Below are 2,533 nucleotides of genomic sequence, written 5' to 3'. Positions count from 1 at the left end.
GTTGAATCTTGTCAATCCTTTTATCCAACTGCGTGATTGTTTCTTTCGATTGCTCGCTAATTACCTTAATAACATCCTCTAAATTCTGAATCTCAATTGATTTTGCTTCTGCCATAGCTTTTAATCTAAGGGGTTTAATAGTTAAAAATCTTAAAATACCACCACTTATAACACCACCACTTAGTGCTGCTACAATAATCTGTGTCCAATCCATAAATGTTACATATTACTACTTGTTGCTTGTTTATTTATCGCTGATTGAATTTCACTACTATTGTTTTTAGCAATATTCTCGGCTTTTGCAGCGGTGTCATTTATGTCTTGTTGCGTAGCTTGTTGTAGTTGATTCTCTTCATTTTCTTTAGTTATTCTTGCCCATTCATCGGGAGCAGCATCGGGAGATTTCTCTATAATACTCTTTCTTGATAACCATTTAGATTCCATTGCTAAATTAGTAATCTTAGTAGTATCACTTTCCATTGACCATGCTTTTAATGATGCACTAATTTTAAGTCCGTTATATTTATTCGTGCTTTCACTCTCCAATGATAATCCCTCTTGGAATAGATATACCATAGCATTTGTAAAGTCTTTCCAATCTGCAATACTTTGTGTAGCAAGTGCCAAATCATTTTTCATTGCTAAGAAAATTCCATTGCCACCACTTCCCGTAGATGAAATATCTTTAGGTGTTATGAAAGATACACTTGAAAATATAGATATTTTATTCTCTAAGAAATCAAGATAATCAAGCATCTTTTTAGGTTCGGGGAACTCTATAACTTTAGCATCTTGTTTTGTATCACCACTAAGATTAATTACTAATGTTGAGCTATCACGTTTAAAACTTGTTTCATCCATCTCACCCGTAAGAATTAATCCGAAAGTACCAAATCTCTTTAGAGCAACGGCATTAATATTTGCCATTAGTTCCCACATTTCAATTGTACTTTGAGCATATTCCCACGCAACCTTACCTCTTTTATATAGCAAAGGACAACGAGAAAAACCATGCAATTCCTTTTCAATTACCCATCCATTCCCGTTTTCTTCATCTAATGTTTCCGATAACCTATAATGATAAGTATCATCATAAGTGTCTATAACTTTTAAATTATCATCTGTCTTATAATATAATGAGCAAGAAATTTGTTCTCCATATTCATTATAATTAGGTATTACAATATAACCCTCATCATAACTATATACCTTAGTGTGGAGTTTATTTTTATTCTTATCATATCTAAATAGTAATCCCGCATCTGCAAGTTTCTTTTGCTTAGATATAACATCATATTTTACACCCTCCATATTTCTAAACTCCCATTCTTGCTTTATTTCTTGGAATAGTTTAGTGTAATCCTCTTTCTCATCTACATTACATAGGGTAAATTCCATAGGTTTATTGGCGAGATGAAGAACATGGGCAGCATGGATATTCTTTTGATAAGCAGCCGTAACAGTCATGTCATCTATATCAATAGTATTACCACCAACCTTAACTGCGATATGAGGTATAGACATATTATACCTTATCTTATGTAATGTAGGGTCATACTCTTGTAGGTATATATCTTGAGATACAGAGTTTAGGGTTAAGTTATCAAAGTCAACGCTTTCCTTAGATGCTATATTAACCTCTTTTTTATAGTCCGATTTATACGTTCCACCTCTTGTGAAAGGTTTCTTTTGGAGTAATCTTGAAGGTTCTTCCAAATACCAATTAATGTCTTTTGTTACAATCATGTTAAATTGAGCTTAATATATTTAATATTTTTTCTGAATTAGCTGTTATTTTTTTATTTCTCTTATTATTATTCTCTTCCATATCATATTCGTTATCTAAGTTTAAATATCCTATCATATCTTTAGCAGATAGCTTGGTATTTGATTTACCCGTTATTTTAGCAATTGCCTCATAACATACCGAATATGCAGTACCACATCGCATTATAACGTTATCTAATACATCGGGTGAAAACCCTTTTAATATGGAGTGTTGTTTCTCTTTCCCCATAAACCTTATCTTGCCACTCGGTGTTTTATCAAATATAAATGCCCTACTCTCAAATATCATGTGGTCTTTAATTGTAGTAGCACCCTCTTTCTTTCTTCTTTGGTGTGTGTATCTTTTATTTGCTAAATGTGGGGCAAATGTTACTAAACCATTTTTCATCATTGCAACGGCTAAATATGCTGCTTCATCTTTAAATCTATCGAATGACATCTTGCTCTTTCCCGTTGTACTTACCGCACCACTAAACGCATATCCCCCACTTCCATAGTTAGTATCAGTTCCTATACTTCCCGCTTTCTTGTTTAGATTAAATACGGATGTTATAGCTGCATCACCTTGAACGTCTACAATTAGATTGCTTTCATCACAATTATGCTTTTTCATAAATGACATAATCATTGATACAGCCTCACTAAACGTATTCTTTTCGCTATAAAAAATATCATCACAATGAAAACCTATCCAATGCATCATCACTAAATTATCTAATCCACCAAATGCTAAATCTACTGTTAT

At 32.8% G+C, this 2,533-nt stretch carries 3 protein-coding genes; all 3 read right to left on the bottom strand.

Going from position 1 to position 2,533, the window contains the following annotated elements:
• On the bottom strand, positions 1-214 hold a 214-nt coding region (locus tag VLM92_RS10825; RefSeq protein ID WP_325276361.1), incomplete at its 3' end, for a hypothetical protein.
• Between the two features lie 5 nt (positions 215-219).
• On the bottom strand, positions 220-1,746 hold the full coding sequence (locus tag VLM92_RS10820; RefSeq protein ID WP_325276360.1) for a hypothetical protein: 1,527 nt from the start codon (positions 1,744-1,746) through the stop codon (positions 220-222).
• Between the two features lies 1 nt (position 1,747).
• On the bottom strand, positions 1,748-2,533 hold a 786-nt coding region (locus VLM92_RS10815), incomplete at its 5' end, for a hypothetical protein (protein WP_325276359.1).

Origin of the sequence: Romboutsia sp. (assembly GCF_035470145.1) — a bacterium.
Classification (GTDB): Bacteria; Bacillota; Clostridia; order Peptostreptococcales; family Peptostreptococcaceae; genus Romboutsia_D.
Note: the sequence above shows the minus strand (reverse complement) of the source record. Positions and strands in the feature narration are given on the sequence as shown.